The organism is Pseudomonas sp. ASL7 (assembly GCF_056680375.1).
Map to the genome: position 1 here is coordinate 2,447,693 of NZ_CM155279.1, position 24,774 is coordinate 2,472,466.

Below are 24,774 nucleotides of genomic sequence, written 5' to 3' on the forward strand. Positions count from 1 at the left end.
GCTGGAAACCAGAAGAGAAACAGATCGAATCAAAGCCATTTAGCAAGACCCGTCAACAGCTCCCCGCACAAAGCCCCCACTGCCAGCATCGGCAGCACCACCAGCTCGCGTTTGAGATTGAACAGCCCCAGACGACAATTGACATAGAAAATCAGGACAAGTGTAGGAAAGGTATGCAGGGCGACGCCCCAAATCGCATATTTGACCCCACCAATTGCCAGCAGCAGCGGCAGCAGCACCCATAACGAGACCACGCGAATAATGTTGTCCATGGCCTGGTACTTGGTGAGTCCCAAGGCAATCCAGACCTGATGTGCCACCATATAGCGCATTGTGAAAAAAGACAGTGAAAGAATTGCCATCATGCTGCCGGCCTGGGCATAACGCGCATCGTACAAGATGCTGATGAGCAGTGTGCTGCCGGTCCAGAACAGTCCACAGAAAAACAGCGAGACAAGATCGAACATCAATTTCAAGCGGTAGTACAAAGCGTGGAGCCGTACGGTGTCATTGGTTCTTGAGGCCTCACTGAAGGCCGGCAGGGCCACCGCCCCGAACAACCTTTGCAAGCCAAGTTGAAGCGCTCCCAAAATCAACACAGCAATGGAGTAAACGCCCAATTCGTTAGCCGTCATGCTGCCGCCGAACCAGAAGCGATCACCGTACATGGCCAATACGCCCACTGCCGACGACAACAGTATCCAACGACCGAAGACGAGTAATTCCTGGAGAGCAGCACGCTCCCAATGCAGACGGTTAGGCGGGCCCTCGAACCAGAAATGTCCCAGCAGAGCGCTGACAATTGCCGAGACCAGACCCGCACCCACCAACGACCAGATAGACCGGGTGAAGTAACCGATGACCAGCATCACCAAAAGACCGACAAGCTGGGATGCAAACTCGGCGAGCACGACTTTTTTCTGCTGGAAAGCGCGTACGGCCAAGTCGACTTTGGTCGACTGGAGACCATAGAAGATCGCTGAAACACCAGTCAACGCCAGCACCAGCGGCAACTCCGGTGTTGCATAGGTGGAATTGGGCGCCCACAAGTTAATGACTTGAGCGAACCAGGTGAAGCCAGCAATTAAAAGTGTCGAAGCAAAAAGTATAAGGCCCCGGACAATCTGCACCGTCCACACGGTATTGAGAAACACCGGATCGTCGCCACGCGGGCTCTGGATGATGTTCTGGCGCAAGCCAACATCGGAGAGCAAGTGCAGAACCACCGAAACGGTGGTGGCGATCATCATGATGCCGAACATCTCCGGCATCAGCAGGCGCGCCATGACAAGGTTGCCACCCAAACGAATGGCTTGAGACGTAACAAGCGCGCCGAGATTCCACGCCCCAGCAGATATCGCTCGCCTGCGAAGGCTTGGCGATGGCGATAAATCAACTAACGACATAACAACCTCGGACTCAATGGCACGAAAGGTACTATAGTCGCATTTTGCCATTCAACTAATGGTTCTCTCATCAATCTATAAGTCCGACCATCCATGCCTGAACACTTTCGCGCGTTAATCGTCATTCTGGTCCTTGCTGGCATCGTTTTTGTCATCGCCCGTCGACCAGCAGCCGACCTGATTCCTGACCGCAGTTTCACCCGTCGGCGCAATCTATGGTTCGCATTGACGCTACTGGCCTTTGTTTCGCACAGCTTCTGGGTGTACGCGGGCATTGCCGCCCTCATTTTGTCCTTCACCCAAAAAAGTGAACGCAACCCGGTGGCGCTGTTTTTCCTTCTGCTGTTTCTCATCCCGCCGGCCGCGGCGGAAATTCCCGGCTTCGGCCTGATGAACCATTTTTTTGCCCTTAACCAAATTCGTCTATTGGCGTTGTGTGTGTTGCTTCCGGCTTATCTCGCATTACGCAAGCAAGCAGACACGATCCCTTTCGGACGCACCTGGCCTGACAAGCTGTTAGCCGCCTTCATTATGCTGACGAGCGTGCTTTACCTGCGCGAAACCACGATCACCGACACGTTGCGCCAAACGCTCTACCTGTTACTCGAAGTTTTTTTGCCTTACTACGTTGCCAGCCGAGCGCTGAAGAACCTCAGCGACTTCAAGGACGCTATGTTCGGTTTTGTTCTCGCCGCCATGCTGCTGTCGCTGATAGGTCTCTTCGAGTTCTCCCGGAGTTGGCTGCTCTACAATGCGCTGACTTACGCCATGGGCCTGCAATTTGAATTGTCCAGCTACTTGAACCGTGGTGGCTCATTACGCGCCAGCGTCACCACCGGCCAGGCCATCGCGCTGGGGTATGTCATCAGCGTGGCCATCGGCTTTTACCTGTACTTGCAGGAAAATGTACGCAGCCGATTGCAAAGAAGCCTCGGCGCGCTCCTGCTCGCCGGTGGTCTGTTCGCACCGCTGTCGCGTGGCCCCTGGATCGGTGCTGCCACCATGATCGTCGTGTTCATCGGCTCAGGCCGTAAAGCTGTCAAACGCCTGATGCTGCTGGCGGTCGCCAGCGCGCTTGCCCTTCCCCTGTTGGCCATTGTGCCGGGCGGGCAAAAAGTACTTGATCTGCTACCGTTCATTGGCACAGTGGAAGTAGAGAACATCACCTACCGGCAGCGCTTGATTGATAACGCAGTGATCGTTATCCAGCGCAACCCTTGGCTGGGTTCTTTCGATTTCCGCAGCACACCGGAAATGCAGTCCTTGACTCAGGGCCAGGGCATCGTCGATATCGTGAACACCTATATTGGCGTAGCACTGTCGTTCGGCTTGATTGGACTGACGCTTTTCGTGGCTTTTTTCGTCTGTGTCCTGCAAGGCATTCGCAAGGGGATGCGTTCGTTCCCCGGTAAAGACGATGAGTCGCGCCGACTTGGGCGTGCGCTCCTGGCGACACTGGTCGGGATACTGGTGACCATCGTTACCGTTAGCAGCATCACTGTGATCCCTGTGGTGTATTGGTCGGTCGCCGGACTGGGCGTTGCCTATGCTCAGATGGCGCGCGGACTCAAGCGCACCTCAACTACAGTCACTACAAGTGCCCACCTCCAATTCCGGTAACCCCCATGGCCAAACTTTTTCGCCGCACCCGCCTGCTGCTTCCGGTTCTGTTGTCTTTAACTATTTGGCCGTTTAGCACCTGGGCATCAGACTGGGTCGCCAGCGTCGATGATCAAACCGGCCTGCCAGTGCTGGTGCATGGCGGCAGCCCCGTCGTTGTTTCTAAATTCATCTTCTTTGAGGGCAACTGGGCCTGGACGTATTTTGCAACCGAATTCAAGGTAAACGCCCCCTACAACTACTCTCTGGCAGGCCAGAACAAAAAGCTGGATTTCGACCTGGCTACGAAAATCCAGAAGGAAGACGAGCAGAAACTGACCTGGGATTTTGCCCTGGATGCACACAGCACGAAGACGGGCGTGATGGGCGGAGGTGTTGTCTTCAAGTTCGACCCTGCCCTTTTCTCAGGAGAAATGGGCGAGCCGGTTTTGCTCCCTGACAACAAAGGCTGGTCTTGGGGGAATGCACAAGGGCGACACATCGAGATGCGTTTCGAGCCTGCACTGGCGAGAGTGTATTTTGAACCGGGTGATAAATCCGAGGTACGAGCTTTCTTCTATAAAGACACGATCAAGCCCGGCAGTCAGAACATCAAGGCCACCTTAAGCATATCTGGCGATGTGGCACTCGGCCCTACCACTTCCGAGCGCTTCGGCCTCGCGGACCCAAAGAGTTGGCCGAGTGACAAGCTCGACTGGAAAACCTCACCAGTCGATCTGTCCTTTCTTAACGCTGACGAAAAACCTGCAGGCAAGCACGGCTTCGTCAAAGCGTCCGGTGAGCAACTGCTATTCGCGGACAACACCCCGGCTCGCTTCTGGGGTACCAACGTCACCTCGTATGCACTGTTCCGCACGCCAGACGATGAAATCAAGCAACAGGCTAAACGCCTGTCTGCACTCGGCTTCAATCTCGTGCGACTTCATCACCATGACTCCCCCTGGGCCAGCCCGAACATTTTTGGCGACCCCAGGCTCACACAGGACACCCAGCAACCAAGCGAGGAATCGCTGAAAAAAATCGACTGGTGGATCAAGTGCCTGAAAGACGAGGGCATTTATGTATGGCTCGATATGCACGTCGAGCGAACCGTTACGGCAAAAGACAATATTTATGGCTTCGAAGAGATGCCAAAAAACAGCATCAACAACGCCGACATCAAGGGCTATGCGTATGTAAACATCACTATTCAGCAGGCGATGAAGCGCTTTGCCGCAGCCTATCTGACTCACGTAAACACCTATACCGGTCTCGCCTACAAAGACGATCCGGCGATCGCCGCAGTACTGATTACCAACGAAAACGACGTCACCCATCACTATGGCAATGCCCTGCTGCCAGACAAAAACGTTCCAAAGCACAACAAGCTCTATATGCAAGCGGCCTCGGGTTTTGCCAACGAACACAATCTATCGGCCAACAAAACCTGGCGCGCCTGGGAGCCCGGCCCTTCCAAGCTGTTCCTTAACGATCTGGAGCGAAGTTTCAACGTTGATATGATTCAGCACCTGCGCGCATTAGGCGTGAAGGTGCCCATCGCCACGACCAGCACTTGGGGCGGCAATGGCCTGAGCTCCTTGCCTGCCCTTACGGCCGGCGACGTGATTGACGTTCATAGTTACGGCGGCACGGGGCAGCTAGAGAAAAACCCGCTCACCAGCGACGGTTTAATTGACTGGATTGCCGCCGGCCAGGTCATCGGCAAACCCCTGACCGTCACCGAGTGGAACAATGAACCCTTCCCGACACCCGATCGCCACTCGCTGCCACTTTATATCGCCGGCACCGCCAGCTACCAAGGCTGGGATGCGCTGATGCAATATGCCTACAGCCAGGAGCCGTTAACCGGCGAATGGATGACTGCCGGCAACTGGCACGCCTATAACGACCCTGAACTGCTGGCCACCCTGCCTGCCGCCGCTTTACTTTATCGTCGTGCAGATGTTCGCGAAGCAAACACCACCTATGTCTTCGCGCCGACACCAGGCACTCTATTCAATCAAAACATTTCACCGGCCAACTCTGCGTTACTGCGCACGGCCATGGAGAAAGGCAAGCTGCAAATCGCCATGCCACAGACGCCGGAATTATCCTGGCTGCAGCAGAGCGTTATCCCGAGCAATGCACAGGTATTTCATGACCCGGACCAGTCACTGCTGGACGCCAATGCCAGCGAGTCAACGACAGACACGGGTGAAATAAAGCGCAACTGGAAACAAGGTATCTACACCATCGACACGCCGCGCACCCAGGCAGCGACCGGCTGGATCGGTGGCGAGTCGATCAACCTTGGCAACATCCAGGTTCAAGTGAAGACGGCTAATGCCAGTGTGGTGGTGCAAAGCCTGGACAACGTGCCAGTCGACCATTCGCAGGACTTGCTGATCTCGCTAGGCACCCGCGCCATCCCCAAAGACGGCGACAAAACACCTTTTTATGTTGAGCCCCTCGAAGGCACGCTGACCATTAAGGCACCGCCAGGCCTGACACTTTTCACCCACGGCATACTTGCGCAAATGAAGCCGCTACCCGCGACCTACCTTGATGGGCGCTATACGATCAAGTTCGACGGTCGGCAAGCTTCCAACTGGTTGTTTCTGAAAAAAAGCGTCCCTCTCTGACGCTCTAATCTGCGCTTGCACAGCAAAGTTTCCAGGAGGACAAGATGAAATTTTTAGTGGTTGGCGGCGCTGGCTACATTGGCTCGCACATGGTTAAGCAGCTATTGCGCGCAGATCACCAAGTGGTGGTGGCAGATAACTTCTCCACGGGTCACCGCAGCGCTTTGGTGGGCGGGAAATTGGTTGAACTGGACATCGCCGACGCGCAAGCCTTGGACGCCTTGTTTTGCGCGCAACACTTTGATGCCGTGTTCCACTTCGCCTCATTTATTCAGGTAGGCGAATCCGTGACAGAACCTGCCAAGTATTACCAAAATAACTTGGCTGCCACCCTGACGCTGTTGCAAGCCATGGTTCGAGCGGGGATTAAAAACTTCATTTTTTCCTCGACTGCCGCCGTCTATGGCGACCCGATGTATGTACCCATCGACGAAGAACATCCCAAGGCCGCGATAAACCCTTATGGTCGCAGCAAGTGGATGGTGGAGCAGATGCTTGAAGATTTCGACCGCGCCTATGGGCTGAAATCGGTGTGCCTGCGCTACTTTAATGCCGCCGGTGCAGACCCTGAGGGACAGCTGGGTGAACGCCATGAACCGGAAACCCACCTGCTGCCACTGGTCCTGCAAGCGGCCTCAGGCCGGCGCACAAACATCACTGTGTACGGCCGTGATTACGACACGCCTGACGGCACGTGTATTCGTGACTACGTCCACGTTGTCGATCTGGTTGCCGCTCATGCACTTGCCGTGGATTACCTATTGGCCGGGGGTGCAAGCACGGCTTTCAACCTCGGCAACGGTCAAGGGTTTTCAGTACAGCAAGTGATAGATACCGCGCGCCGCGTAACCGGCCAGGACATCATCATCAGCGAAGCGTCACGCCGTGCCGGCGACCCGCCACGCCTTGTGGCCGACCCACGAAGGGCCAGCGCCTTGCTTGGCTGGCAACCGCAGTTTGCCTCGCTTGAACAGATAGTGGCTCACGCCTGGAGCTGGGAGCAGAAGTATCCTTGGTACTGACAGTCGGCGCTCGCGCTTAACGCCGAGCGCCTGAGGATGACGCTCTAGTAATAAGAGCGATTTTGGTGTTCGGCCTTGTTCAGCACCGTGCCAATCAAATTGGCTGTCCCCAGATGATGCAGGCTTTCCTCGATTTCTTTCTTGGTGTTCATGCCGTTGGCGACCACGAGCAGCACGCAGTCGAATTTAGGCAAGACGGTAATCACATCATCCGAACTCAACAATGGCGGCAAGTCGAAAATCACGATACGTGAGTCGTAACGCTCACGCAGGTCCGTAATCAAATGGCTCACCGCGGGCGATGAAAGCACCTCAGTGGAGTGAGGAATCGGCACACGCGTCGGCAGGACGACAAAGCGCGGCAAGGTCGGGTTGACCAGCACCTCTTGCAACTCTGCTTCATTGGCCAGCAATTCGTTGAGCGATTTCTCCATCGACAGGCCCAGGCAGGCACCCACTGTCGGGCGACGCAGGTCGAAATCCACCAGCAATGCCGTCTTGGTTGTGTGATGGGCGATGCTCATTGCCAGGTTGATCGCCAATACCGTCTTGCCTGCCTCTGGCGTCGGCGAGGTTATGGCGAGCGTGCGCCAGCCATTTTCTTCCATGACTTTCAGAACTTGCGTGCGCAGCAGATCGAAAGCCCCGCTCATATTCGAATTTTTGTTGTAAGCCACAATGCGATTGCGCTCGAGATGGTCTGGCCGCAGCGGTACAACTCGTGTGTGCACATAACTGAGCGCATTCAGCCCTGCAGACTGCGTGGTCGCTGTCATCGCCTTTGGCGTTGTCATGAGACCTGACGAAGGCTGTTGCTCCGAATTTTCGGTATCGGGCTTGATTATTTCCATGTCTATTTTCCTTATGCAAACCGGCCCAGCGTTTTGAATACTAGAAGGTCCAGAGGCATGTAGAGGAAGTGCAATAGTACCAACGAGATCGCAATTATCACGACCCCACCGACGATCAAAAGCGTTCGCCACTTCCTGCGACGCGCCAGTTCCGCCTTGGTGTGAATGTAGGGAATCGAAACCAGTACGCGCCTGCCCACCACACTGCCCAGGGCCTCAACACCACGCACGCGCTGACTCAACATCTCGAGGAGCATCACCAGTGCACCAGCGCCCACCGGGGCGAGTACAAAGCCCATGGCAACCACCTTTTTGCGGTTCGGCCGGACCGGCTTTTCGGGCATCAGCGGCGACTCCAGCAGCACAAAACGCTCCGCTTTGTTTTCCTGCTCCAGGCTTTCGGAAATTTTCGCACCCATTTCCTTCGTGCGGATTTCCTCATATTTTTTGCGAGCGTTGTCATGGTCACGCGTCAGCGTGACCAAGCCACGCTCGACTTGCGGCGTCTCAAGAATTTGCGCCTCGTAGGCTTCAATTTTGCTGAGCAGTTCCCGCTTTTGATCGGCCAGCGACTGGATCCGTGTTTCCGTGGCCGCGACCTGGGCCTGAGCCTTGGCAACCTCCATACTGACGGGAGCCCCTGCACCGCCCCCCACTCCTTTGACAGACTCGAGGGCAGCAATTTTGCGTTTGACGGCGCGAACATCGGGGTGGGCTTCGGTATAGATCGACAGCAACCTGTTGTATTCCGCCTTGAGGCTACCCAAATCTTGCGGTTGCTCAGCTCCCGCCGCCCCAGGCTTGGCCGCGCCCCCGGCACTGGCCGCGGAAACCTCCAGCTGGTTAAAGCGCAACTCCTCACGGGCCGCCTTGTAGTCGCGATCTACCTCTTTAAGCTCGGTTTCGGCGCGCGACAACATATTCATGCGCAACTCCTGATGCTCAGGCAGCGCGTTACTGTGTGCCTGCTTGAAGTCCGCCAACCGGTTCTCCAGGGCTTCCAGTTCGACCCTGAGTTTGTCCGCCTCCTGCGTCAGAAACTCCGTGGTCTCACTGGCGCGCTCGGTGCGCTGCTTGATGTTTTCATCCAGAAACAGCGTCACCAGCTCGTTGGCCACTTTGTTCGCAATCTCGGGCTGGCGGTGCTCAAAGCCCAGGCGGAAAGCAATCGTCACTTCCCCGCGCCCCTTAACGGCGGCACTGACCAAGGAGACTGTAATCGCATTGCGCATTTCGTCGATCTTCTCGGTAACGCTCAGCGGCCTGCTTTGCGAAGCAAAAAGATGGTACTTGTCGATGATCGCTTCCAGATGCTCACGGGTCATCACACGCTGGCGAATGACTTCGATGCGCTCATCGGCAAAGGTATTGTTGTTCGCCGCCACCAGGTCCGGTGAAATCTGCTGAGACTCGACCAGAATCGTGCCGGATGACTCATAAATGGGCGGGATAGCGAGCGCAACCGCCACGCTCAGGCCAAGTATAACCGCGACACTCAGGATCAACAGCAGGGCATGGTGCTTGATGATAGCGATGTAGTCGTTGACCGACATTTCGTATTCTGAGGTCATAATTATCACAATGCTGAATGTCAGAAATCGGGATGACTATATGTCAAAGTCAGCCCCACGACGTTTGCGGTTGCATCCGGCAAGTTATCTTGCAGGCGTTCTTTGTACGTGTAGGATAGGCGCGCCACCCAAAAAGGCGAGAGTTCTTCACTAAACCAGGCACCGGCAGTGCGCAGGGTGTTTGGCGTCTGCCCCGTGGTTTTTTGCCATGAGGTGATAAAACCGGTGCGACTGGTGTCGTCCAGTGCATAACTCCATAGGCCGCTCACGTTATCAGACTCGACGAAACCGCCGTCACCGCTGGCGACAGTACTACGACTGGCGTCGATGCTTGTCTCGACACGATCACCGGTATAGCGCAACGAAAAGCCGCCTTGACCAGTGGGAGTGCTCGAGCCGGAGACTTGATTGACGCCCCCGTAAACCGACCCTTTAAGCCGGTCAGAAATGTCAAAGTTCATACCCACAGCGGGGGTATAACTGTTTGAAGACGACACCCCGGATCCCTGCTGCGGTTCATAACGCTTGGCTCCAAAACGCGCGAACAACTCCACACGCTCGCTCCATGTATAGTTCAAACTCAAGAGGTTCGACAGCTGGTCATAGTTGGTCAGCGTGGAAACATCGTAAGTGACATGGGTGTAATCGGCTTCATCAACCAGGGTAGTACGATCACTGAGCGCAGTGCTCCAGTTGCCGCCGAACATCGATAGCGATTGCGTACCGTCAGGGGCAATCACGCCGGTTCCTTGGACCTCGGAAGAGAGCGTCGAGCTCTGGACATACTGCGCGTTGAGTCCAAAACCACCGTTTTCGGTGTCGCGCTGCCACCCCATCTTCAAATCGGGGTCTTGACGATCCGAAACGACGGAGGTATCGGAGGAGTGCACAACGTTTACACCCAGGCCAAAAGTCCACTGATCCCGGTCGGAAGTCCCGACGAGCGTGTAATCGGGGGCGATGATTGTACGAGTCACGCCCTTTACATTGCTCGTAGCAAGCACCGGGTTGCTATCGTACTCGACCGTCGAGGGGAGAACGATCGCTGATTGCCAAGTGGCTGCATAGGCCACACCGGAACACGGCAAGATCAGGATAGCCGTAGCAACTCCGGTAGTTCGCAGTACAGACAAGATAATCCTTAATGCATCAAGCAAGGTTAGGGTACAACCAGCGTATCGCCGGCCTGGAGTTGGATATTGGTGGACATGTCATGCCCGGAAATCAGATCGCTGTAGTGCACGGGCAGTACCTGTTGAGTGGCACCCTTGCGCCGAATGACCTTGATTTCATCTTTGTCCGCGAACTTGTCGAAACCACCCGTATTGCTCAGTGTTTGCAGTACGTCAAGCGAACCCGGCATCGGCACTGGACCTGGCTTCAACACTTTGCCTTGCACGTAGACGACATTGCCTTCAATGCTTTTGATGACAACGCTGACATTCGGATCGGGTATGTACTTTACAAGCTCGGTAGCGATTTTCTTCGCGGCGCCAGTAGAGTCAAGCCCCTGAACCTCGACCTTCCCTGCCAGCGGGAAGGTAATGCTGCCATCGGGAAGTACACGCACTTCCTCTCTAAGCTTGTCTTCGCCCCAAACGGAAACAACAACGTTGTCGCCCGCTTTTAGCTTGTAATCCGTGTCTTTTTCGTCAGCCCTGGAAACGCCGGGCAAGATAGCCAGCGTGCAGAGTACAGGTATCAATGAACGCAACATTGGGTTCCCTCCACCTAAGTGGTAATGCAAGGAGTTTCACATAAAAACGGGACAAAATCACTCTATCCCATTTCGTGTCAAAGAAGCGATCAAACAGTGCATCTGGCAGCGAATTTTTTACTGACGCAACCCGCCAGCCACCGAAATAGCAGCCAAAAATAGAAAAATAGCCTTATTTAACAATATCTTGGAGTTGATCACGCCACCTCCGACACCCATATGCCAAAATTAAAGCACTTAGCGCACCTACACCGAACCGCGCAACTAACTGACCTCTAACATCACAAGTAACGTGTCATTGCAATACATAAAACCATTCACAAAAAACCAACATCAAATAAATCTTTTCTCTTTCCAGCTACTTGAACTACGAGTTCTGAGCGCCGAAAGCCTAACCCCACTACCTATATCTTCCGCCGGTTGGCAACCACGATAAAACCAATCAGCGCGGACGAAAATAACCAGGCCGCCGCCGGAAGCGGTACTGCATTCGATTGATTGATAAAAGCGCCAGCCCCGACCGCCAGACCTTTATCCTGAGTAGACAGATCAACCACTAACGGGGTATTGGAAAGAGCCGCCATTAAACCGTCGCACGATAAAGTATTGACGGAAACACTAGCCCCCGACTGATTATTTTTGCTGTTGAGTTTGGCAGGTTGGGCATCATCGAAGTACTTATCGGTGATTGAAGAAGGCGCGCCAAGGACGTTTCCAAAAGCATACAGTGCGCCATTCGGGTGCTCTTCCAGAGCCGCGCCGAGTTGAGGCACGGAATCTCCGCAAGCATTGCCTATGCGACTAATTTCATAGGCCAAATTGGTCGCGTGAGCACCCGATACCGCTGCGCCACCGAGCAGCATCAACAACAAAACGTTTTTAAACACAAGTTTCGTATGCATAACACCGCCTCCCTGCACAGAGGGTTACTCTTTTGTGAATGAAGGATTTCGGATCAGGTTAAATGAAATGTATAAGCACATCGCCATTACGTCAATAGCTCGTCACAATAATAAATCAAAATAAAAAATCCCAGCGGATGGCGTCAAAATAACGACACAGCAAACGCTCGATCCTCTGCTAAACAGGCTATCCATATGAAAAAGCCTGAGGTTTGGGAAATGGCAAGCAACAAGTCGTTGGTGCGTTGGCGTCCACAGGCTCTACGGACTCTCTCCCACCCGATTCCCTATGGGCAAACTCGATCGCTGCGCTCTATGATTGAACCCAATGATGACCTCTGCTCCGATCCGCCAACCCTGCCCGCCCGGCGCCTGCGACTGCGGGCGTGACCCGTTGCTGGAAACACCGGGAGCCGATGTGCGCATCCTGTTGCTGACCCGCACGGAAGAAAAGCACCTCATCGAACGCCTGGAAAACCTCCAGAGCTTGAACGACCTGGAGCGTCTGCTACAACGCATGTACGAGCAGCTGGGTATCCGCGTGAGCATTGCCCCCGGCTTCAATGAAGTACGGACCATGCGCGGCATCAGCATCAGCCTCGGCGAGCTGCCGGGATTATGTCGCAAGACCCGTGCATCGATCCCGGCCGCCATTCGCCGCGCGCTGGAGAAGCGACCGGAGATCGCCTACGCACTGCTTAACGCCAACGACCTGTTACGCGACGCATGATGCGGGCGAACGCTTGCCCCCTCTAAAAAATGCCATAGAGGATCAGCGGTCGTACGCACAATGCGCTGTGCTGCTATGCCTTCACATGGGAGATTTCGCTGCACACCAGCCAGGACGGAACTGGAAACCCAACGCGCCTCTGGTCCGGCACTCACCAGGCGTGCAAAGCAATACGGGTGCCAATCCGCAACAGGAGGTGGCCGATGTTATTCATCGTCAGTTGGTCGATCAGCCCGGACAATCGCGACGCCGCAATCGAACGCTTTATCAAGACCGGCGGCGCCCCACCCGCAGGCGTCACGATGCTAGGGCGCTGGCATGCGGTCGGAGGCTCGGCCGGCTTCGGGATTGCCGAAGCCAGTGATGTGGTGCTCATTCAGAAATGGGTGCTGGACTGGAACGATCTCATGAGTATGGAAGTCCACGCGGCATTGACCGACGCGCAAATGGCGCCGCTGCTGGCAGCCACTGTCGGTCAATAAGCGCCATTGAGGCGGCGAGGAATACTCGCTGCCTCAATCTCAAACAACCTCCAGGATCAAACGATCACTGCCGGCGGTCCGTTGGCCTATCGCACTTTACGCAGTAGAAAGTGTGACAACGCCGGGATCAGCACCAGGGCTCCGACCATGTTCCAGATGAACATGAACGTCAGCAGGATGCCCATGTCGGCCTGGAACTTGATCGGCGACCACGCCCAGGTGACGACGCCTGCCGCCAGCGTAATGCCCACCAGCGCCACCACCTTGCCGGTGAAGGCCACTGCATTGCGATACGCCTCGGTCAACGACAGACCGGCACGCTGCTGCGCCAACTGCACACTGAGCAGGTACAACGCGTAATCCACGCCAATGCCCACGCCCAACGCGATCACCGGCAACGTCGCCACTTTCACCCCCATGCCCAACCAGACCATCAGCGCCTCGCAGAGGATCGAGGTCAGCATCAGCGGCACCACCGCCACCACCACCGCACGCCAGCTACGGAAGGTGATGAAACACAACACGATCACCGCGCCGTACACGTAGAACAGCATGGTGTGGTTGGCTTCGCGCACGACGATGTTGGTCGCCGCTTCAATGCCGGCACTGCCGGCCGCGAGCATGAACTGACGGTCGCCCGTGCTGTGTTCGCGGGCGAAGTTCTCGGCCACCCGCACCACATTGTCGAGGGTCTCGGCCTTGTGATCCGACAGGTAGGCCACGATCGGCATCATCGAGCAATCGTTGTTGAACAGATCCGGGCTGCTGACCGAAGCCTGCTGCGCGCCGTAGTTCAGCACGTTCTGATTACGCGCGATGGTCAGCCACTTCGGGTTGCCTTCGTAGGAACCCGCCGTGATCTGCCGCACGGCATTGACCAGCGACACCGTGGTTTGCACCCCCGGTTGCTGCTGCAACAGCCAGCCCAGGCGATCAGCCTCCACCAGGGTTTCGTATTTCAGGCAACCTTCGTTGGGGGTCTTGAGCATGATCGCGAACTGGTCGCTAGACAGCGAATAGTTGGCGGTGATGTAGGCGTTGTCACGGTTATACCGCGAGTCGGAACGCAACTCCGGGGCGCCGGGGTCAAGATCTCCGATTTTCAAATGGCTGCTGACGACCAGGCCGCCGACCGCCAGCAGACCTGCCACCACTACCGCCACGGTGGCCCAGCGACGCTCGGTGAAGCGATCGAGAAAATTCCAGAAGGCGCCCAGGCCCTTGCCACGCAGCTCTTTGTTTTCCTGACGCAGGCTGCGCTCGGCAGCCTTGCGACTCACGCCGGTATAGGACAGCAGTACCGGCAGCAGCACCAGGTTGGTGAAGATCAGCACGGCGACACCGATACTCGCGGTGATCGCCAGGTCCTGGATCACCGGAATGTCGATCAGCATCAGCACCGCAAAGCCCACGGCATCGGCCAGCAAGGCAGTCAGGCCGGCGAGGAACAGGCGGCGGAAGGTGTAGCGTGCGGCGACCAGTTGGTGCGTGCCGCGTCCGACGTCCTGCATGATGCCGTTCATTTTCTGCGCGCCATGGGACACGCCGATGGCGAACACCAGGAACGGCACGAGGATCGAGAACGGGTCCAGGGCAAAACCGAACAGCGCCACCAACCCGAGTTGCCAGACCACGGCGATGACCGAGCAGAGAATCACCAGCGCGGTGCTGCGCACGCAGCGGGTGAAGTAAAAGATGATGGCTGTGGCGATCAGCGCCGCGGCGCCGAAGTACAGCATCACCTGCATCAGGCCATCGAGCAGATCACCCACCAGTTTGGCAAAACCGATCACGCGGATCTTGATCGGGCCTTTGCCCTCTTCGCCCGATACGCGAACGCTGCCGGCGAATTCGTATTTGTCGCGCAGTTTCTCTTCCAGGGTGTGCGAGAACTGGTGGTAATCGATGCCTTGCCCGGTCACCGGATCTTTATCCAGCAGCGGCACGAAGATCATGCTCGACTTGAAGTTGTTGCCGATCAGGCTGCCAACGATTCCCGAACGGGCAATGTTCTGCCGCAGTTGCTGCACGCTTTGGGCCGAGCCGTCATAGGAATCGGGCATCACCGGGCCACCCTGAAAACCTTCCTCGGTGACTTCGGTCCAGCGCACGGCCGGGGTCCACAGCGACTTCATCCAGGCACGGTCGACGCCTGGCGTGACGAACAGTTCGTCGTTGATCTCCTTCAAGGCGTCCAGATAATGCGGGTCGAAAATGTCGCCGTTGCTGCTCTCCACCACCACCCGCACCGCATTGCCCAGACCGCGCAAGGCCTGGCGGTTTTCCAGGTAGTTTTTGATGAAGGGCTGACTTTGCGGGATCATCTTTTCGAAGCTGGCATTGAGCGTCAGCCGGGTGCTGGCGAAGTAGCTCAACGCCAGGGTGACCAGCAGGCAAGTCAGCACCACCAGTAACCGGTTGTTGAAGATCAGGCGTTCCAGCAGGTTTCCGGAGCGGGCATCGAAGCCCTTGAGCTCGCGGATCACCGGCATCGTATCGGTTTCGTAGTGACCCATCATGGTGTTCTCTTCGTAATGCCGGACTTATTCAAGAGGCAACTGCCGCAGGCCACGGGTGCCTGCCAGTACCAGGGAACCGACAGCGGATATCTGCGCGGCGGCCACCGGAGCCTGTACGGTATGCGGCTGGAGCTTGAAACTGGCGCCATCGTCGGCGCTGACCAGCACGTGGCCAGCCTGGCTGACCAGCACGATCCGGCCATCGGCGGTCAGGGTGCTGGCGGTGATACTCAGCGGCAGGCCAAGGTCGATCTTGTTCCAGCTTGCCCCGCTATCGACGCTGCGATAGACATTGCCGCGCAGACCGAACACCAGGGCGACCCCCGGCTTGCCGGTGATGCCGAAAAAACTGCCGTTGTACGGCGTGGGAGTGGCGTTGAAGCGTTCGGTGCTGCGGTCCAGTTTCAGCACCAGCCCCTGTTCACCGACGATAAACAGATCATCACCGACCGGACGCAACGCGTAGAGGTTCAGCGCCGTCGGGTTGTCGGTACGGTCCAGCCACGGCGTCCAACTGTGGCCGCCGTCATCGGTACGGAAAATCAGGTTGAAGGCACCGACGATGTAACCGACCTGATCATTTTCGAACCAGACATCCAGAAAGGGTTTGTCGGCGCCCTCTTCCTTCATCCGTTGAGCATCGGCAACCCGCGCTTGCAGTTCCGGACTGTCCGGTTGTTTGGCGAGTTGCTTCTGGTAATAATCGAACAGGAGCGGACCCACCTGGCGCCCGTCCAGCTGACGGCTCCAGGTCTGCCCAGCATCGCTGCTGTGCAGGACCACCCCGTCATGTCCGACGGCCCAGCCCTGTTTCGCAGAAGGAAAATACACCGCGACCAGGTCAGAACTGACCGGCACTTGAGCCTGTAGCCAATGCTGACCCGCGTCGTCGGAATAGAGAATGTGGCCGCGCTGGCCGACAGCGATCAGACGCTCACCTGCGCGGGTAAGCCCTGTCAGCAGACCTTTGCCAGCAAGCTCACTGTGCACCGCCGGGGTGTCCAGCACATCGGCAAAGTCCGCCGCCACCACAGGACGGGTAAACGGCAGCGCCAGCGCTGTCGCCAAGGCGCAGAGCAGGATCCACTTGGAGGTTGTCATTATTATTATCTCGGTTGAAAACCACCGGGGAATGAGTGGAAACCCCCGGTGGTGTACAGCTGTTTCAGAGGCGGTTAGCGGACACCGGTGCCGGCCAGCGACTCGGCCGTCCACTGGGCCTTGGACAGGGGTTCGATGTACTTGAGGCCGCCATAAGGACCGTAGAAACCGTTGATGTTGTAGGAGCCTGCGACGAAGTCGTAGAGCATGTGGTTGATGCTGTCCGGCGCCTGCACGTCGTAGCTGTAGGTCATGTGGGCAAAGCCACCACGGAACAGTTGGCCGCGAGCGTCATACTCGTCAGAGGCCAGAACGGTCCAGCTGTCCTCGTCAATGTAGAAGGTGCGCTTGCTGTAGATGTGGCGCTTGCCCGGTTTCAGCGTGGCCTCGACCACCCACACGCGATGCTGTTCCCAGCGCACCAGATCAGGGTTCAAATGCTTGGCGGTGACCAGATCGTCGGCGGTCTTGTGGTAGTTCAGCTTGTAGGTGTTGTACGGAACAAGCATTTCCTTCTTGCCGGCCAGTTTGAAGTCGTAACGGTCCATGGCGCCGTTGAACAGGAAAGTATCGTCGTAGGTCATGATGCCCGAGGTACCCGGGTTCGGCGTGTCGTAGGCCAGATCCGGCGCCAGCTTGACTCGACGTTGCCCCGGCAGGTATTGCCAGGCACGGCGTGGCTGTTTCAGCGGATTGACCGCATCGACCAGCAACAGTGCTTCACCCACGCGACGCGCCGGCCCGGTGTAGGACACCTTGATTTTGTAGAAGGCTTCATCCCCGGCGATCGGGCCCGCCGGACGCTTCGGATCGGACAATGGGTTTTCAATGGAGAACATACCGGTCGAACTCAGCGTCGCCGTGCCGGAAGCATCGTTGATCCACGAGTCGTACTTGTTACTCATGGCCACGCCCTGGTAACGCAACAAGTGGTTCCACATCGCCTCGTAACCGTCGGCAGGGATCGGGAACGGCACCCCCGGCAGGGCATTTTCCAGCGCCAGACCGCCCTCGGTCGCCTTCGCACCCACGGCGTTTGCCGCTGTGTTTTCCAGCATTTTCTGCGGCAAGACCACAGTGCGGTGAGTCGGGTAGACGTCCACACGATAGGTCGGATACCGCTTGAGCAGTTCCTGGGTCGACACCGTCAGCTTGTCCGCATACTCGGCGGCATTTTTGCCGGTGATCACCACGCGCGGCTTTTCGCTTTCGAACGGATCGGGACGGAACGAATCACCCGCCTTGAAGCCTGCCGGGATCGCCATCGGGCTACCGGTGTACGCCGGGATGGTGCCATCGGCGTTGCCAGCCCGCTCGGCGCCGACAGGTGTCAGCGTGGTACCGAGCTTCGCAGCCTGGTCCGGAGATACGGCCGCCTGAGCGGCGCCGGCGACGACCAGCGCCAACGTAGTAGCCAGTAATGTTTTAACGAATTTCATGGGGTGTCTCCTGTTATCAGGCAACGCTTCGATCAGAAGGTGGTTTTGAAGGTAGCGGTGACCATGCCGCGATCACTGATCTGGGCAAATGTGCCAGCGAAAGCGGTGGGCTGACCAAGGGTGCAGTTGTACTGTCCGTTGGCCCCAGGCGATGTACCATCGCCGGGTTTACCCGCGCTGCCTGGCGAATTACACATATCGAAATCACCAAAGTTGGCCACGTACTTCAGGTCGAAACGGTATTTATTGTGTACATCCATGCCGACGCCGGCCGAGTAGTTGCCCGCGCCCTTGTTGCCGCCCAACTGGACGGAGGATTCGCCTTTGAGGCCGACGTTATAGGTGAGCGGCATATACATATCGATGCCAGGGAACACCTGGTACCAGGTCGGGTTGAAGTTGACGCCCAGTACGTAGTTATCCTTGGTGACCTTGTCGATGCCGTGGTACCAATCTTCACCTTTGAACAGTTGCTCGTTATCGGTGACGGACAGCCAGCGGCTGTAGGCCAGTTCGACCAGCAACGAAGAGCTATCCCACACCGGCGTCTGGCCAAAAGTGGTCAGCCCGTTGAGCACCGCGTGCACGGTATTACCGCGTGCGACGCCGTTTTCACCGTTAAAGCTTGAGATGACGCCGGGTGTACCAGCGGCCGCCGGCGAAGGATTGACGGTGGCCGGGACGCTGGTCAATGGCATGTTGTTGCGATAGTTCACGTCCAGCCCGACGCTGACGCCGGCGATGTTCTTCGACAGGCTGATGCCGTAGATATCGATGTCATCGACATAGAACTGGTTGTAGCTGCCGATATTGCCCGAGAGCAGTTGCGCTGTACCCACTGCGGTCGGCTGCAGGACCACGTTAGGCAGAATGTCGGAGGTTTTGCGGTAGTAGAAACCCAGCGTGCCATCCAGCCACTCCGGACTCCACTTGGCCATCAGGCCGAAATCGCCCGTCTTGCTCGGGGTAAAGGTATGGCCATTGTCCAGTCGCAGGAACTCGTTGGCACCGAGCGGACCCGGCGTACCAAAACGAGGATTCTGTGCGCCGATCAGCGACAGGTTGCTCCCGCCATTCTGGATAGCGTCATTGAAGCCCAGATAAGTACCTGATTCCGGCAGCCGCGCGGCGTTCCAGTCCAGGAAGTACTGCGCGCCGATGGTCCACTGCGGGTTGATCGTCAGGTTGGTGGAGATTTGGCTACGCGGTATAAACAATTCCTTCGCTTCGGTACCCGGCACCGTCAGTGCCTTGGTAATGTCCAGGCCAGACTGTCCGTAGCTGTTGCCATGAGCGAAGGACAAAATGCTTTCGCCCCAGTACTGGGTGGTTTTACCCAACCGGCCGCTGAGCAACGACTGATCACCGATTTCCGTATTGCCAAACACGAAGGCATCGAGAATCTCGGAAGAAGGACCGTTGTAGTAACGGTCGACATAACCGCTCTGGTGGTTCGAGTCCGGCTTGCCATTGTTGAGCTGGTTAGTCGACGGGTTGTTGCTGTCGACATCCTCATAGGCATGGTCGTACCAGCTGTTGGCGCTGACCCGAAAGCCGACTTTCTGCTTGTAGGCCACATCCAGCTCGGAGAGTACATCAGCGCGCTCGGTGACCGGCTTGCCTACGGCAAAATTGCGGTCGCCGTCGTTGTTGTTCCACGAATTGGTCAACTTGGAGTCGGCACCTTGCGCACGCTGGGCGTAGTTAAGCTTCACCGTGTTGTCGAAGCGTACCGAAAAATCCGGATTTCCTGTGTCGAGCTCAAAGGCTTGCACCGGAGTCACCCCTAGTCCCGCCAGAATGGCTGAAGCCAGCAGCCCGCGACGGAGATTTGGATGGCAGATCTTATTGTTGTTATTCATCTAACGTGCTCGCCTTCTCTGTGGACTCACGAAAAGTCATTCAGGAAAATGCCGATTCCAGCTGCGTCCTGCTCTAAGGGGCACACGCTGGATCGGTCGAGACTGTTGTATCGCGAGGGGTGGGTGGGTCGCCGGTCAATTGGGCCAAATCATCGGTCAGCACAACGTGGGCGCGATAAAGTACCCATGCCGCCTACATCGCTTTATCGACGCGCACGCGTGACCGGCCTCAGGAGCTCCTGAGGCGCGCCTGTTCAGGAGATGCAATCAGGTTTTAAAAAATGAAGAGATCGTCAACCCTGCAGACGAAAATCCGTCGGTGATAACCCCGTCCACCGTTTGAAGGCGCGGGTGAAGTTGCTGGTGTCGCTGAAGCCCAGCAGAAAGGTGATTTCCGTGACCGGGCGGGAGGCCTGGCTCAAGTAGCTGCAGGCCAGCTCCTTGCGCGTGTCGTCGAGCAATTGCTGAAAGTTTGTTCCGCGCTGGGACAGTTTGAGTTGCAGCTTGGTCGGGCTCATGCACAAGGCGCTGGCCACCTTGTCCCGGGTGCAATCGCCGTCCGGGAGGAACTCGATGATTTTCTGCGTCACACCCGTGATCACGTCACTTTTATCCAGGCGTGCCAGGTAACTGATAATGATGTTGTCGTTGACCTGAGCCAGCTCCGGGCAGGATCCGCTGAGTGCCTGCACAAGGTCAGCCTTGTCGAACACCAGCAAGCTGCAAGCCTGACCGAACAACACCGGCGCCCTGAACAACGCCTCATATGGGCCGGCGCCTTCATGCGGCATCGGCCGGCAAAATTCCACTCGTACCGGCTTGAAATCCTGCTTGTAGAGCAACCGCATCGTGCGTATCAGAAAGCCGAAAAAAGCATCTTCGGTCTCGTCGCATAGCTCAAGCAGGTGATCGAACCGCATCAGGACCTGGTCGTCGGCCTGGGTCAGGCTGGCCTTGGCGACCTGGGACACCAACCGGAAATAGCGCTCCAGCCGTCGACAGAAATCCATCAACGTGCCGCTGGCCGCCAGGGAATAGCCCAAGGCATGCAGGTGAGTCAGATGAATATGCTTGGCCACGGCCAGCCCGAAATACGGGTTGTTGGTTACATCGACGCAGGCTCGATACAGACGCGTCATCGTCGCGACCGGCAAACGGGTCATTGGATCGGTAGAGACACCCAGCGGAATCCCCATGGCAGTAAAAATCCGTTTGCTGTCCACACCACTGGCGTCCAGCGCCCGGGCGATGGCCACGGTGTAGCTGCCAATGGTGGTGGGTTGTAACGCCTCTTCATGCAACAAAAAATCGTCGCCCGACGTCTCCATTTTCGAATCGTCCATGTGCCTGCCTGTTAGGAATGCGAACGCAAATACTCGCTCTCGATCATGCATCGGTCAATGATCAGTCAACGGCATGCCCGTGATGTTCCAGTGCTTGGCGCGATAGTCACCTGCCCCGCTGACCAGCGAATTCATTCAATTGACCAGTGACAAATCGGCCATGTGCTCACAATGCGCTCAAGTTGTGCATCGAATAAAGAGAAAAAAGCATGAACCAGAACGCAGAATTCGACTACATCGTGGTTGGCGCCGGCGCTGCCGGCTGTGTGGTCGCCAGTCGACTGTCAGAAGACCCGACTGTTTCGGTGTGCTTGCTGGAGGCCGGCGGCCCGGACACTAATCCGCTGGTGCACATGCCGGCCGGCGTCGCGGCCATGGTGCCGACCTCGATCAATAACTGGCAGTACCAGACTGTGCCGCAATCGGGCTTGAACGGCCGGATCGGTTATCAGCCTCGTGGCAAGACCCTGGGCGGCAGTTCTTCGATCAACGCCATGGCCTACCATCGTGGCCACCCGGAAGATTTCGACCGCTGGGCGGCCTTGGGCAACCCAGGCTGGAGCTATCAAGAGGTGCTGCCGTTCTTCAAGCGCGCCGAGCACAACGAACACTTCAAGGACGCGTTGCACGGCCAGAACGGCCCGCTCAATGTGCGCTTCCACTCCTCGCCCAATCCGTTTGGCGAAACCTTCGTCGAGGCGGGTGTGCAGGCGGGTTACCCGGCGTGCCCCGATCAGAACGGCGCGAGCATGGAAGGTTTCGGCCGCCTGCAAGTGATGCAAAAGGACGGACAGCGTTGCAGCGCGGCCAAAGCCTATCTGACGCCTAACCGCCACCGGACGAATCTGCACATCGAAACCCACGCCCACGCCACGCGAATCATCTTTGACGGCAAGCGGGCCGTTGGCATCGAATTCGTGCAGAACGGCGTCAAACGCCGTGTGCATGCGCGCCATGAGGTGATTCTGAGTTCCGGCGCCTTCAACTCGCCGCAGCTACTGCTGCTGTCCGGTGTCGGCCCGACCAACGATCTGCTCAAGTTCGATATCCCGGTGGTGCATGAACTGCCGGGCGTAGGCCAGAACCTGGTCGATCACATCGATTACGTGCACTCCTACCGCATCAAGTCGCGCCACCTCATCGGCTTGTCACTGGCGGGAGCCTGGGACTTGACCAAAGCGGCCATCCGTTACTGGCGCCATCGCAGCGGCCCGCTGACCACCAATTTTGCCGAGGCCTGCGCGTTCGTCAAAACCTCCCCGGAGTTGCGTCAGGCCGACATCGAACTGGCGCTGACCATCGCCATGTTTGCCGACCATGGTCGTACGCTATATGGCGGTCACGGCCTTAGCGTGCATGCCTGCCTTCTGCATCCCAAGAGCGTCGGGCAACTGAAACTGGCGAGCGCCGACCCCATGGTGCCACCGTTGATCGACCCGGCGTTCCTGACCCATCCGGACGACATCAAGACGCTGATCCAGGGCTATCGAGTGATTCAAAAAGTCATGGCGACCAACGCCTTCAAGGCGTTCAATCCACGGGATGTGCTTGAAACGCCGATGAACACCGACGCCGAGATCGAACAGGTTCTGCGCAACCGTTCCGACACGCTTTATCACCCGGTGGGCACGTGCAAAATGGGTACAGATGCCATGGCGGTGGTGGACGCAACGTTGAAGGTTCACGGCATGGAAGGATTGCGTGTAGTCGACGCCTCAATCATGCCGACTATCATTGGATGCAGCACCACGGCAGCCACCGTGATGATCGGCGAAAAGGCCGCCGAGTTTATCCGCCAGGACCGCGCGGCCAGCGCCTCCACCTCATCGGAAGACAATCATGAATCCAACACGCCTCATCACTGCGCATAAGCTGCTGACGGTTTCAGCCGTCGTGGAGCTCGCCACCGGGCTGGCATTGCTGCTCACCCCCGGACTGATCAGCCATCTGCTGCTGGGGATTGGCGGAACCGACGCCACCAATCTGTTTGCGCGGTTCCTTGGTCTTGCGCTAATCGCCTTCGGCATTGCCTGTTGGCCACGGCCGGACAGCATCGCCGCGATTCGCGCAATGCTGTTCTACAACGGGGCCATTGCATTGTATCTGGCGTATGTCGGTGTGTTTGTCAGCAGCGGATTGTTGCTGTGGCCAGCCGTCGTGTTTCACGCCGTGATGACCGCGTTGTTCCTCCGTCGTTAAGGTCAAAAGATAGCAGCCTGCGGCAGCTCCTACATGGATCGGCATACACCTGTAGGAGCGAGCTTGCTCGCGATGAATTCGAAGGCGGCGCGTTTTTCCAGACAGTACGCGTCATCGTTCACGTCCATCGCGAGCAAGCTCGCTCCTACAGGTGCCAGGAGCATTTTGATTTTCCTCATCACTTTCTATTGATTCAAAGGAGTACTCGCATGGGCGTATTGGACGGCGTTCGTATCGTCGAAATCGCTGGCATTGGCCCAGGGCCGTTTTGTGGCATGTTGCTCGCCGACATGGGCGCCGAGGTGATTCTGGTCGAGCGTGCCGGCACCAAGGGTGGCGACATGCTGGACCTTGGCAAGCACGCCATCGTCAATCGAGGCAAGCAGTCGATCGCCCTGGACCTGAAGGACCCCGAAGCCATCGAAGCAGTGTTGCGCCTGATCGAAGGCGCCGATGCCCTGATCGAAGGCATGCGCCCAGGCGTCATGGAACGTCTGGGCCTCGGTCCGCAAGACTGCCTGGCACGCAACCCAAGGCTGGTCTACGGACGCATGACCGGTTGGGGCCAGCAAGGTCCATTGGCGCAAGCAGCCGGTCACGACCTCAATTACATCGCGCTGTCCGGCGCCTTGTGGTTCAGCGGCGAGGCCGGCCAGCCGCCAATGGCGCCCCCTACGTTGGTGGGCGATCTGGGCGGCGGTGCGCTGTACCTGGCGATGGGTATTCTGGCCGGGATCATCAACGCCAGTACCAACGGCGTCGGCCAGGTGGTGGACGCGGCGATTGTCGATGGCAGCGCCAACCTGATGAACCTGTTGCTGTCAGCCCACTCTGCCGGTCAACAACCCCTGGAACGCGGTTGTGGACTGCTCGATGGCGCGCACTGGGCCCGCACCTACGCCTGTGCTGATGGTTTGTTTGTCAGCGTGCAAGCCCTCGAACCGCAGTTCAATGCGCTGCTGTTCAACAAGCTCGGCCTGGGCGACGACCCGGATTTCAAGAACCCCTACGATCCACGCCTGTGGGCACCGTTGCGCGAGCGATTGACGGCCGTGTTTGCCAGCCAACCGCGTCAGCATTGGATCGACCTGCTGGAAGGCAGCGATGCCTGCTTCGCGCCAGTACTGACGCCGGCCGAAGCCCTGACGCACCCACACATGGCCGAACGTGGTGTGTATTCGCGCAAGGACGGTGTACTGCAAGCGGCGCCGGCACCACGGTTCTCGACAACCCCTTCGGTGGCCGGCGTGGTGCCCAAACGCGGCGCACATGGCGCACAGATACTGCGCAAAGCAGGATTGAGCGAAGAGCAAATCCAGCGACTGATCTGACCTGTTGTAGCAGCTGGCGCAGCCTGCGTTCGGCTGCGCAGCAGTCGCAAATCAGACG

General features: G+C 57.4%; 19 protein-coding genes. 8 read left to right on the forward strand and 11 right to left on the reverse strand.

Annotated features, from left to right (window positions below; translation table 11 throughout):
* Positions 1-29: 29 nt before the first annotated feature.
* The gene (locus tag AC1MDT_RS11120; protein WP_480422068.1) at positions 30-1,406 is read right to left on the reverse strand and encodes an oligosaccharide flippase family protein; all 1,377 of its coding nucleotides are present in this window, start codon (positions 1,404-1,406) and stop codon (positions 30-32) included.
* A 93-nt stretch (positions 1,407-1,499) separates the two neighbouring features.
* Between AC1MDT_RS11120 and AC1MDT_RS11125 the strand changes: the two genes are divergently transcribed.
* Genes AC1MDT_RS11125 through galE form a run of 3 tightly spaced genes read left to right on the forward strand, consistent with a single transcriptional unit; the run spans position 1,500 to position 6,669 of the window.
* Positions 1,500-3,026, forward strand: coding sequence for an O-antigen ligase family protein (locus tag AC1MDT_RS11125; protein WP_480422069.1), 1,527 nt, complete (start codon positions 1,500-1,502; stop codon positions 3,024-3,026).
* A 5-nt stretch (positions 3,027-3,031) separates the two neighbouring features.
* Positions 3,032-5,647 (forward strand): cellulase family glycosylhydrolase, encoded by a 2,616-nt coding sequence (locus AC1MDT_RS11130; protein WP_480422070.1) that lies wholly within the window; start codon positions 3,032-3,034, stop codon positions 5,645-5,647.
* Positions 5,648-5,691: 44 nt separating this feature from the next.
* On the forward strand, positions 5,692-6,669 hold the full coding sequence (gene galE, locus AC1MDT_RS11135; RefSeq protein WP_480422071.1) for a UDP-glucose 4-epimerase GalE: 978 nt from the start codon (positions 5,692-5,694) through the stop codon (positions 6,667-6,669).
* A gap of 44 nt (positions 6,670-6,713) precedes the next feature.
* On the opposite strand, the gene AC1MDT_RS11140 is transcribed toward galE, so the two are convergent.
* The 5 genes from AC1MDT_RS11140 to AC1MDT_RS11160 form a co-directional block, all read right to left on the reverse strand.
* Positions 6,714-7,463, reverse strand: a complete 750-nt coding sequence (locus AC1MDT_RS11140; protein WP_480422759.1) for a CpsD/CapB family tyrosine-protein kinase — start codon at positions 7,461-7,463, stop codon at positions 6,714-6,716.
* A gap of 68 nt (positions 7,464-7,531) precedes the next feature.
* Entirely contained in the window at positions 7,532-9,091 is a 1,560-nt protein-coding gene (locus AC1MDT_RS11145; protein ID WP_480422072.1) for a GumC family protein, read from the reverse strand.
* Positions 9,092-9,111: 20 nt separating this feature from the next.
* Complete coding sequence (locus AC1MDT_RS11150) at positions 9,112-10,224, reverse strand: hypothetical protein (RefSeq protein ID WP_480422073.1); 1,113 nt, start codon at positions 10,222-10,224, stop codon at positions 9,112-9,114.
* Positions 10,225-10,250: 26 nt separating this feature from the next.
* Complete coding sequence (locus AC1MDT_RS11155) at positions 10,251-10,808, reverse strand: polysaccharide biosynthesis/export family protein (RefSeq protein WP_480422074.1); 558 nt, start codon at positions 10,806-10,808, stop codon at positions 10,251-10,253.
* A gap of 404 nt (positions 10,809-11,212) precedes the next feature.
* Entirely contained in the window at positions 11,213-11,710 is a 498-nt protein-coding gene (locus tag AC1MDT_RS11160) for a VPLPA-CTERM sorting domain-containing protein (RefSeq protein WP_480422075.1), read from the reverse strand.
* Positions 11,711-12,038: 328 nt separating this feature from the next.
* On the opposite strand from AC1MDT_RS11160, the gene AC1MDT_RS11165 reads away from it, so the two are divergent.
* Together AC1MDT_RS11165 and AC1MDT_RS11170 are read left to right on the forward strand one after the other, a co-directional pair.
* A complete protein-coding gene (locus AC1MDT_RS11165) occupies positions 12,039-12,440 on the forward strand; it encodes a hypothetical protein (protein ID WP_480422076.1) in 402 nt (133 codons plus the stop codon).
* A gap of 203 nt (positions 12,441-12,643) precedes the next feature.
* Positions 12,644-12,922, forward strand: coding sequence for a DUF3303 domain-containing protein (locus AC1MDT_RS11170; RefSeq protein WP_480422077.1), 279 nt, complete (start codon positions 12,644-12,646; stop codon positions 12,920-12,922).
* 86 nt (positions 12,923-13,008) lie between these two features.
* Here the strand turns inward: AC1MDT_RS11170 and AC1MDT_RS11175 are convergent, their stop codons facing one another.
* From AC1MDT_RS11175 to AC1MDT_RS11195, 5 genes are all read right to left on the reverse strand, one after another.
* The gene (locus AC1MDT_RS11175) at positions 13,009-15,438 is read right to left on the reverse strand and encodes an efflux RND transporter permease subunit (protein ID WP_480422761.1); all 2,430 of its coding nucleotides are present in this window, start codon (positions 15,436-15,438) and stop codon (positions 13,009-13,011) included.
* 27 nt (positions 15,439-15,465) lie between these two features.
* Complete coding sequence (locus tag AC1MDT_RS11180) at positions 15,466-16,542, reverse strand: WD40/YVTN/BNR-like repeat-containing protein (protein WP_480422078.1); 1,077 nt, start codon at positions 16,540-16,542, stop codon at positions 15,466-15,468.
* A 74-nt stretch (positions 16,543-16,616) separates the two neighbouring features.
* The gene (locus AC1MDT_RS11185; RefSeq protein WP_480422079.1) at positions 16,617-17,981 is read right to left on the reverse strand and encodes a DUF1329 domain-containing protein; all 1,365 of its coding nucleotides are present in this window, start codon (positions 17,979-17,981) and stop codon (positions 16,617-16,619) included.
* 32 nt (positions 17,982-18,013) lie between these two features.
* On the reverse strand, positions 18,014-19,843 hold the full coding sequence (locus AC1MDT_RS11190) for a DUF1302 domain-containing protein (protein WP_480422080.1): 1,830 nt from the start codon (positions 19,841-19,843) through the stop codon (positions 18,014-18,016).
* 293 nt (positions 19,844-20,136) lie between these two features.
* On the reverse strand, positions 20,137-21,186 hold the full coding sequence (locus AC1MDT_RS11195) for an AraC family transcriptional regulator (RefSeq protein ID WP_480422081.1): 1,050 nt from the start codon (positions 21,184-21,186) through the stop codon (positions 20,137-20,139).
* Between the two features lie 209 nt (positions 21,187-21,395).
* Here AC1MDT_RS11195 and AC1MDT_RS11200 point away from each other — a divergent pair, with 209 nt between their 5' ends.
* From AC1MDT_RS11200 to AC1MDT_RS11210, 3 genes are all read left to right on the forward strand, one after another.
* Positions 21,396-23,057, forward strand: a complete 1,662-nt coding sequence (locus AC1MDT_RS11200) for a GMC family oxidoreductase (protein WP_480422082.1) — start codon at positions 21,396-21,398, stop codon at positions 23,055-23,057.
* Positions 23,026-23,385, forward strand: a complete 360-nt coding sequence (locus AC1MDT_RS11205) for a hypothetical protein (protein WP_480422083.1) — start codon at positions 23,026-23,028, stop codon at positions 23,383-23,385. The genes AC1MDT_RS11200 and AC1MDT_RS11205 overlap by 32 nt, the downstream gene beginning before the upstream one ends.
* Positions 23,386-23,594: 209 nt before the next feature.
* A complete protein-coding gene (locus AC1MDT_RS11210; protein ID WP_480422084.1) occupies positions 23,595-24,716 on the forward strand; it encodes a CaiB/BaiF CoA transferase family protein in 1,122 nt (373 codons plus the stop codon).
* Positions 24,717-24,774: the final 58 nt, after the last annotated feature.

Bases quoted from the DNA above. Each gene is read 5' to 3' on its own strand.
- AC1MDT_RS11195 (WP_480422081.1), bottom strand. From the start codon at position 21,186: ATGGACGATTCGAAAATGGAGACGTCGGGCGACGATTTTTTGTTGCAT.
- AC1MDT_RS11155 (WP_480422074.1), bottom strand. From the start codon at position 10,808: ATGTTGCGTTCATTGATACCTGTACTCTGCACGCTGGCTATCTTGCCC.
- AC1MDT_RS11205 (WP_480422083.1), top strand. From the start codon at position 23,026: ATGAATCCAACACGCCTCATCACTGCGCATAAGCTGCTGACGGTTTCA.
- AC1MDT_RS11180 (WP_480422078.1), bottom strand. From the start codon at position 16,542: ATGACAACCTCCAAGTGGATCCTGCTCTGCGCCTTGGCGACAGCGCTG.
- AC1MDT_RS11160 (WP_480422075.1), bottom strand. From the start codon at position 11,710: ATGCATACGAAACTTGTGTTTAAAAACGTTTTGTTGTTGATGCTGCTC.
- AC1MDT_RS11130 (WP_480422070.1), top strand. From the start codon at position 3,032: ATGGCCAAACTTTTTCGCCGCACCCGCCTGCTGCTTCCGGTTCTGTTG.
- AC1MDT_RS11170 (WP_480422077.1), top strand. From the start codon at position 12,644: ATGTTATTCATCGTCAGTTGGTCGATCAGCCCGGACAATCGCGACGCC.
- AC1MDT_RS11200 (WP_480422082.1), top strand. From the start codon at position 21,396: ATGAACCAGAACGCAGAATTCGACTACATCGTGGTTGGCGCCGGCGCT.
- AC1MDT_RS11120 (WP_480422068.1), bottom strand. From the start codon at position 1,406: ATGTCGTTAGTTGATTTATCGCCATCGCCAAGCCTTCGCAGGCGAGCG.
- AC1MDT_RS11185 (WP_480422079.1), bottom strand. From the start codon at position 17,981: ATGAAATTCGTTAAAACATTACTGGCTACTACGTTGGCGCTGGTCGTC.
- AC1MDT_RS11165 (WP_480422076.1), top strand. From the start codon at position 12,039: ATGATGACCTCTGCTCCGATCCGCCAACCCTGCCCGCCCGGCGCCTGC.
- AC1MDT_RS11190 (WP_480422080.1), bottom strand. From the start codon at position 19,843: ATGAATAACAACAATAAGATCTGCCATCCAAATCTCCGTCGCGGGCTG.
- AC1MDT_RS11210 (WP_480422084.1), top strand. From the start codon at position 23,595: ATGGGCGTATTGGACGGCGTTCGTATCGTCGAAATCGCTGGCATTGGC.
- galE (WP_480422071.1), top strand. From the start codon at position 5,692: ATGAAATTTTTAGTGGTTGGCGGCGCTGGCTACATTGGCTCGCACATG.
- AC1MDT_RS11140 (WP_480422759.1), bottom strand. From the start codon at position 7,463: ATGACAACGCCAAAGGCGATGACAGCGACCACGCAGTCTGCAGGGCTG.
- AC1MDT_RS11145 (WP_480422072.1), bottom strand. From the start codon at position 9,091: ATGACCTCAGAATACGAAATGTCGGTCAACGACTACATCGCTATCATC.
- AC1MDT_RS11125 (WP_480422069.1), top strand. From the start codon at position 1,500: ATGCCTGAACACTTTCGCGCGTTAATCGTCATTCTGGTCCTTGCTGGC.
- AC1MDT_RS11175 (WP_480422761.1), bottom strand. From the start codon at position 15,438: ATGGGTCACTACGAAACCGATACGATGCCGGTGATCCGCGAGCTCAAG.